A 6,558-nucleotide genomic window follows, 5' to 3' on the forward strand; every position below is an offset into this window, starting at 1 on the left:
CCGCGGACGCCGAGGGTTCGGAGGGTGCATGGACGGGCAGCGCGGCATGGCGGGACGGCGGCGGTTCCTCGGGCTGACGCTCGCCGCCGCGGCGGCCGGGGCCTGCACCCGCTCCCCGACCCCCGCGCCCCCGGAGACCCCGCCGGCCCCCACCCCGCCCGTCGCCCCGGCCACCTCCCCGGAGGCCTCGTCCGGGGCCTCTCCCACGCCGACGGCAGCGGAGAACGCCCTGCCCGGCGACGCCGACTGGCGGATCACAGCCGCCGGCCCGCCGGAAGCCGTCGAGGGCTACGCCGACCGGGTCAGCGCGCTGCCCGGCGAACGCGTGCGGCTGCACGTGTCCACCACCGCCCCCGCCTTCCGCGTCAGCGCCTACCGCATGGGCTGGTACGGCGGGGCGCGCGCCCGCCTGCTGTGGCGGTCACCACCGCTGCCCGGCGAGCGCCGGCCGGCCGCCACCGTCGACCCCCGCACCCGCACGGTGACGACCACCTGGGAACCGTCCGCCGAACTGGACACCACCGGCTGGCCGCCCGGCAGCTACCTGCTGCGCCTGGACGCCGTCGACGGCCAGGGGCAGCGCTACGTGCCGCTGACGATCCGCTCGGCGGCCACCGCCGGCACCCTCGTCGTCGTCAACGCCGTCGGCACCTGGCAGGCGTACAACCGGTGGGGCGGCCACGACCTGTACGACGGCCCGAGCGGCGGGCTCGCCACCCGCTCGCTGGAGGTCGGTTTCGACCGCCCGTACCTGGACGACGACGGCGCGGGCCTGTTCCTCGTCTACGAGGCGCCGCTGATCGCGCTGGCCGAGCGCCTCGGACTGCCGCTGTCCTACGCCACCGGCGTGGACGTGCACCGCCGCCCCGGGATCCTCGACGGCGCGCACGCCGTCCTGTCGCCGGGCCACGACGAGTACTGGTCGCCCGAGCAGCGCGCGGCGGTCACCGCGGCCCGCGACGCCGGGACCAACCTGGCCGTGCTCGGCGCCAACTGCTGCTACCGACGGGTGCGGTACCAGCCGTCCCCGCTGGGCGAGGACCGGATCATGGCCTGCTGGAAGGGCGACTGGGCCCGCGACCCCGGCTACCTGGACGGCGGGCCGGCCACCACCGACTTCCGGCTGGGGCCCGGCGCCGACCCGGAGAGCTCGCTGCTCGGCGTGCTGTACGACGGCTACCCCGTCGACGCGCCGTACGTCGTCACCGCCCCCGGGCACTGGATCTTCGACGGCACCGGCGTGGCGGCGGGCGACTCCTTCGAGCACCTGGTGGGCGTCGAGTACGACACCGTCGACGCGGTCCGCTCCTTCCCCCGGCCGCTGGAGATCGTCTCCCACTCCCCGGTGGTCTGCGACGGCCGGCGCGCCCACGCCGACACCGCCTACTACACCCACCCCTCCGGCGCGGCCGTGTTCGCCTGCGGCACCATGCGCTGGGTCGAGTCGCTGGACGCCGAAGGCCCGGCCACCCCGGGCGTCAACCACGGTCTGGACGGTCGCACCGGCGCGCTGACCCGCCGGGTGACCGAGAACGTCCTGCGGGCCTTCGCGGCCGGCCCGGCCGCCGCCGCCCGTCCGGCCCAGGACAACGTGCGCGGCGTCTACCCGGACTGAGGCAGGGCCCGGCGCCGCCGGTGGCTGGTGTCGCAGAACGGGCGGTTCCGGCTGCGCCGGCACGCGCAGAGCGCCACCACCGGGCGCTCGCAGAGCCGGACCGTGCCGTCCGGCCCGGTCACCTCGACCGGGCCCTCCACCAGGATCGGCCCCTCCGCCAGGACCGTCACCCGCACCGGCGGACGACCGCCGCCGCCCGGGTCACCGCGACCGGACACCGCGCACCACCACCAACTCCTCCTCGCGCACACCGGCCCCGATCAGCCCCAGCCGTTCGAACAGCCCGGCCCGCGCCGTCATCACCGGCCCGAACACCTGCCGGCGGCGGGCCACCACGGCCGCCCGCAGCCCCGCGTCGCGCAGCGCGGCCAGCGTCTGCGGCACCCCGGCGAGCGAGGACTGCACCAGCAGCAGCACCCCGCGGGCGGTGAGCAGCCCCGGCACCTCCCGGCAGATCCGGTCGAGGACGAGCCGCCCGTCCGGCCCGGCGTCCCACGCCAGCGCCGCGCCGTGGGGCCGCCCGGGCTCCTCGGCGGGCACGTACGGGGGATTGGCGGTCACCAGGTCGAAGTGCCGCCCGCTCACCGGGCCGGTCAGATCGCCCCGGCACAGCTCGACCCGGCTGCGGTGCAACCGGGTGTTCACCCAGGCGGTGAGCACGGCGCGGGCCGAGAGGTCCACCGCCGTCACCCGTGCCCCGGTGCGCGCGGCGGCCAGCGCCACCACGCCCGTCCCGGTGCCGAGATCGAGCACCCGGCTGGCGGCGTCGAGGCGCTCACCGCGCAGGCAGCGGACGAGGAGGTCGGTGTCGCCCTGCGGCGGGTACACGCCGGGCGGTCTGATCAGCAGCATGCCGAGCGGCTGCCCCGCCCGGCCGGTCCCACACCCCGGCGAGCCACCCGGCAGGATCGGACCGTGGCGGACGATTCTCCGGTGGTGGGAACCGGCGGCGCCGGTCGTGTTCGGCGCGGCGGGCGAGGTCGAGGCGGTGGTCTTTCCCGGGCCGCGGCTCTGCCCGCCCGGCTGGGCGGGCGTCGTCGTCCTCGGCGGGGCCGCCGTCGTGACGGCGCCGACGGAGGACGCCGCCGACCAGACCCGTGCCGCCGCGGCCGGGGTGTCGGCCGGCCGGCGGGGCGGCCGTCGTGACGGCGCCGATGCAGGACGCTGCCGACCGGATCCGCGCCGCCGTGGCCGGGGTGCCGGCCGGCCGGCTGGGTGATCCGGCGGTGTTCGCGAGGGCGTTCCCGCGCGGCCGGATGCTCGGACCGGCCGCGATCGCCCACGTGTCCGAGGCCGGCTTCCGGCCGGTCGACGCGGGCGCGGGCGCAGGCGCAGGCGTGGAGCTGCTGCCGGCCGGGCACCCGGAACCGATCGGCCTGCAACGGGCCGCGGGGTGGGCGGATGCCGTCGGGGCGGGCCGCCGGATTGCCGCTGCGGCCGGCTGCCGTCGCCGGCGGTGCCGCCCCGGCCGCCTGGCTGTGCTGACGACCCTCGCCCTGCGCGGCCTCGCCTGGGCGGCCGGCTGCGCCGGGGTGCGGCGCGCGTTCGCGGGGTGGGCGGATGCCGTCGAGGCGGGCCTCGACGAGATCACCTCGCACGCCTTCGCCGTCTGGGCGGGCGGCCGGATCGTCGCTGCGGCCAGCTGCCGCCGCCGGCCGTGCCGCACCGCCCACCTGGCGGTGCTGACGGCCCTCGCCGTGCGCGGCCGCGGCCTCGCCTGAGCGGCCGGCTGCGCTGCGGTGCGGTACGGGCCGCGGGGTGGGCGGATGTCGACGAGGTGGGCCTTGACGAGATCACCTTGCCCGCCTTCGCTGTCCGGGCGGGCGGCCGGATTGCCGCTGCGGCCGGTTGCCGCCGCCGGCCGTGCCGCACCGGCCACCTGGCGGTGCTGACGGCCCTCGCCGTGCGCGGCCGCGGCCTCGCACGGGCGGATGCCGTCGAGGCGGGCCTCGACGAGATCACTTCGCCGGCCTTCGCTGTCCGGGCGGGCGGCCGGGTCGTCGCTGCGGCCGGTTGCCGCCGCCGGCCGTGCCGCACCGGCCGCCTGGCCGTGCTGATCGCCCTCGCTCTGCGCGGCCGCGACCGCGGCCTCGCCCGGGCGGCTGCCTCCGCCGCGGTGCGGCACGCGCTCGCGCGGGACCTGCTGCTGCAGTGGTGGGCCGGCGTCCCGGCGTCCCGGCGCGTGGCGGCGGCGCTGGGGTTCACCGAACTCGGCTTCCGGCTCGGCGTCGAGCCGCGCTGACCCGCACCCGCCGAGCGTTCCGGTGGCGCCGGGGTGCCCGGGCCCCGTCCTCCGTCAGCCCGCGCCGGGGAGCCGGATCTCCAGGTGTCCGGAGAGCGCCCGGGCCTCCAGCACCGGCTGGGGCGAGGTGGCGGGCCCCCGGGTGACCTCGCCGTCGCTCAGCCGGAACTCGCTCCCGTGCCACGGGCAGCGCAGGCAGCCGTCCACCACCGCACCCTCGGCCAGCGGGCCGGACAGGTGGGCACAGCGCTCGGCGAGGACGTGCCAGCGGTCCTGGTCGTCGTGGACCACCACGACCGCCAGGCCGTCGACCGTGCGCCGCACCGGTTCACCCGGCGGGAAGTCCTCGACCGGCCCCACTCCGACCCAGTCCGGGGGCGCCAGCCGGTGCACGGCCGCCGCCCGGTTGGGGCCCGCCGCCTGCCGGTAGGAGAGGTGGCCGCCGAGCACGCCGCCGACCGAGACGGCGGTCAGCCCGGCGAGGCCGAGCAGCCGGCCCTTCAGCGGCCGGTGGCGGCAGCGGGCCACCAGCGAGGCGGCGAACAGCAGGACGCCCGCGTTGTTGGCGGCGGCGTGCACCAGCCCGGTGCGCCGCCGGGGCGGGTCCAGACGGGCCCAGTCCGCCCAGCCGGCCGCGGCGGCGGGCCCGGCCGCCGCCAGCCCGGCGGCGACCAGGACGCCCGCCGCCCGGCGGTGGCCGGGCAGGGCGTCCAGGAGCTCCGCCGAGATCCAGCAGCCGAGCGGCAGCTGGACCAGCGCCGGGTGCAGGGGGTGGCCGAGCCACACACCGTGCAGCAGATCGCGGTAGCGGCCGAGCGGCAGCCCGTTCAGCGCGTCGGCGAGCGGAGCGGCGGCGCGGTCCAGGAACCGCCAGCCGGCCGGGGCGTCCAGGGCGTCGCGCAGCCGGCGGGAGCACGGCCCGCCCTGCGGGAGGTCATGGGAGGAAGTGTCCATACCCGGCGGCTAGCCGACCGGCGGCCGGGCAAACCCGCGTCCGCTACCGGGCCGGGCAGGGCCGGGCCGGTCGTCCGCCGTCCGGGCCTTCCCTGCGACGGGGCCCGGCGACGCCCCGTCGCGCCGCCGTCACGTGCCGTACCCGGCTGGGCATACTGTGCGGACCCGACCGGAGGTGGCCATGTCGATCGTGGATGTCGCGGAGCTGCGCAGGCTGGTCGCCGAGCACGACGCCCTGGCCGGGGACCGCTCGTCCGACGCGCGGCAGCGGCTGCGGGACATCGGCTACACCATCGGCGTCTACACCGGGGAGGCGGACGCGGCGCGGGCCGTGACGCGGGCCCGGGAACTGCTGGACGCCAAAGACGGCGGGCCCACCGCGTCGGGCGGCCCCGGCACAGGCCCCGGCACAGGCCCCGGCACAGGCCCCGGCCCTGGCTCCGGGCCCGGAGCCGGGCGGCGGCGGGCGGCCCCGGCACAGGCGCTCTCGGAGACCCTGCTCGCGGAGCTCGGCGAGCTCGCGGGCCGCGAGCGGGGCCGGTCGCGGCCGTTCTCGACCCTCGGCGAGGTGCTCCACCTCGCCCGGGTGGCGCTGCCGGACTGCGCGGGGGCGGCGGTGAGCACCTGGCACGACGACGGGGCGGTGCACACCCTGGCGGCGGGTTCGCCGCAGCTGCTGGCGCTGGAGCGGGCGCAGGGCGAGGCCGGGGCCGGGCCGCTGGCACGGATCCGGACCCAGGGGGAGGGCCAGGTCGTGGTGCGGATCGAGGCGGGTCGCCCGGGGCGGTTCACCGACCGGGCCCGGCGCTGCGGCGTGCGCACGGTGGTCGCGGCACACCTGCGGACCCACCCGCACGGGTGCACCGCCTTCAGCGCCTACCTGCTCTCCTCGACGGAGCCGGGGGCGTCGGTGCTGCGGCTGGTCGCGGCGCTCGCCCTGCAGTCCTCGATCGCCCTGGACCGCTCCGCGCTGGCCCGGGCGGTGGCCGACCTGCTGGACCGGCGGCACACCACGGGGCTGGCCATGGGCGTGGTGATGGAGCGCTACGGGGTGGCGCCGCACACCGCCCTCATGCTGCTCGCCCGGGCGGCCCGGCGGCTGGACACCGACCTCGGCACGGTGGCCCGCCGGCTGAGCGCCCACGACCGGCCGAGCACCGGCCCGGCGGCGGATCAGTCCGGCCCGGCACCCGACCCGGACTGATCCGCCGCCGGGCCGACCCGCGCCCCGGGCCGACCCGCGGCGGGGTTTGCCGCCGCCCGCCCGGGGAACCCGCCGGGGTTCCGGAGCACGCCGCGACCCGGGAAGCGGGCCCGGGGCCGCCGGCCCCGAGGTGCGGTCCGGCCCGGTGTGCGGACAATCGACAGGCGGGGGCCGAACCGAGGAGGCGGGCCATGACCGACCCGTACCGCCGCTACGCGGTGACCCTGCCGGCCACGACCGGCGGACACGCGCCACTCTCCGTCGTCGTCGTCCACCGGACCGGCGCCCTGGGACCGGGCGGGAGGCCGGTGTGGGCGAGCGCCGACGGCGATCTCCGGGTGGAGATCGCCGGCCAGGTGGCCACCGTCCTGACCGCGCCCGCCGGAAGCGCCCGGCACCCCTGCCTGGACGCCGTACCACTGCCCTGAGAGCCCGCGCACAGCGTGGGGGGGGGGGGGGGGCCCCGCGGGGGCGCCCCCCCCCCCCCGGCGCCCGGGCGGGGGCCCCCCCGCGGGGCCCGCCCCCCCCCCCCCCCCCGACGAC

Annotated in this window: 8 protein-coding genes; 5 read left to right on the forward strand and 3 right to left on the reverse strand. The window is 79.2% G+C overall.

Features of this window, described 5'->3' with window-relative positions; all coding sequences use genetic code 11:
• The first annotated feature begins 28 nt into the window (after positions 1 to 28).
• Positions 29 to 1,615, forward strand: a complete 1,587-nt coding sequence (locus tag ACFXAM_RS16550; protein ID WP_380291732.1) for a N,N-dimethylformamidase beta subunit family domain-containing protein — start codon at positions 29 to 31, stop codon at positions 1,613 to 1,615.
• On the opposite strand, the gene ACFXAM_RS16555 is transcribed toward ACFXAM_RS16550, so the two are convergent.
• A complete protein-coding gene (locus tag ACFXAM_RS16555) occupies positions 1,603 to 1,833 on the reverse strand; it encodes a CDGSH iron-sulfur domain-containing protein (protein ID WP_380291734.1) in 231 nt (76 codons plus the stop codon). The two genes, ACFXAM_RS16550 and ACFXAM_RS16555, sit on opposite strands and share 13 nt — an antisense overlap.
• Positions 1,817 to 2,467, reverse strand: coding sequence for a HemK2/MTQ2 family protein methyltransferase (locus ACFXAM_RS16560; RefSeq protein ID WP_380291736.1), 651 nt, complete (start codon positions 2,465 to 2,467; stop codon positions 1,817 to 1,819). The genes ACFXAM_RS16555 and ACFXAM_RS16560 overlap by 17 nt, the downstream gene beginning before the upstream one ends.
• Before the next feature lie 290 nt (positions 2,468 to 2,757).
• Between ACFXAM_RS16560 and ACFXAM_RS16565 the strand changes: the two genes are divergently transcribed.
• The gene (locus ACFXAM_RS16565; protein WP_380291738.1) at positions 2,758 to 3,336 is read left to right on the forward strand and encodes a hypothetical protein; all 579 of its coding nucleotides are present in this window, start codon (positions 2,758 to 2,760) and stop codon (positions 3,334 to 3,336) included.
• A gap of 77 nt (positions 3,337 to 3,413) precedes the next feature.
• Positions 3,414 to 3,857, forward strand: coding sequence for a GNAT family N-acetyltransferase (locus ACFXAM_RS16570; protein WP_380291740.1), 444 nt, complete (start codon positions 3,414 to 3,416; stop codon positions 3,855 to 3,857).
• Positions 3,858 to 3,911: 54 nt separating this feature from the next.
• Here the strand turns inward: ACFXAM_RS16570 and ACFXAM_RS16575 are convergent, their stop codons facing one another.
• Positions 3,912 to 4,811 (reverse strand): Rieske 2Fe-2S domain-containing protein, encoded by a 900-nt coding sequence (locus tag ACFXAM_RS16575; RefSeq protein WP_380291742.1) that lies wholly within the window; start codon positions 4,809 to 4,811, stop codon positions 3,912 to 3,914.
• A 181-nt stretch (positions 4,812 to 4,992) separates the two neighbouring features.
• Between ACFXAM_RS16575 and ACFXAM_RS16580 the strand changes: the two genes are divergently transcribed.
• Both ACFXAM_RS16580 and ACFXAM_RS16585 read left to right on the forward strand, forming a co-directional pair.
• Positions 4,993 to 6,015: an ANTAR domain-containing protein gene (locus ACFXAM_RS16580; RefSeq protein WP_380291743.1), complete on the forward strand. Its 1,023-nt coding sequence runs from the start codon at positions 4,993 to 4,995 to the stop codon at positions 6,013 to 6,015.
• A gap of 191 nt (positions 6,016 to 6,206) precedes the next feature.
• A complete protein-coding gene (locus ACFXAM_RS16585) occupies positions 6,207 to 6,443 on the forward strand; it encodes a DUF6296 family protein (protein ID WP_380291744.1) in 237 nt (78 codons plus the stop codon).
• Positions 6,444 to 6,558: the final 115 nt, after the last annotated feature.

Origin of the sequence: Kitasatospora sp. NPDC059462 (assembly GCF_042749955.1) — a bacterium.
In the GTDB taxonomy this organism is placed as follows: domain Bacteria; phylum Actinomycetota; class Actinomycetes; order Streptomycetales; family Streptomycetaceae; genus Kitasatospora.

What these genes read in the sequence shown, in the direction of transcription:
- ACFXAM_RS16575 (WP_380291742.1), bottom strand. Translation starts at nt 4,811, where the DNA reads ATGGACACTTCCTCCCATGACCTCCCGCAGGGCGGGCCGTGCTCCCGC.
- ACFXAM_RS16585 (WP_380291744.1), top strand. Translation starts at nt 6,207, where the DNA reads ATGACCGACCCGTACCGCCGCTACGCGGTGACCCTGCCGGCCACGACC.
- ACFXAM_RS16580 (WP_380291743.1), top strand. Translation starts at nt 4,993, where the DNA reads ATGTCGATCGTGGATGTCGCGGAGCTGCGCAGGCTGGTCGCCGAGCAC.
- ACFXAM_RS16550 (WP_380291732.1), top strand. Translation starts at nt 29, where the DNA reads ATGGACGGGCAGCGCGGCATGGCGGGACGGCGGCGGTTCCTCGGGCTG.
- ACFXAM_RS16560 (WP_380291736.1), bottom strand. Translation starts at nt 2,467, where the DNA reads ATGCTGCTGATCAGACCGCCCGGCGTGTACCCGCCGCAGGGCGACACC.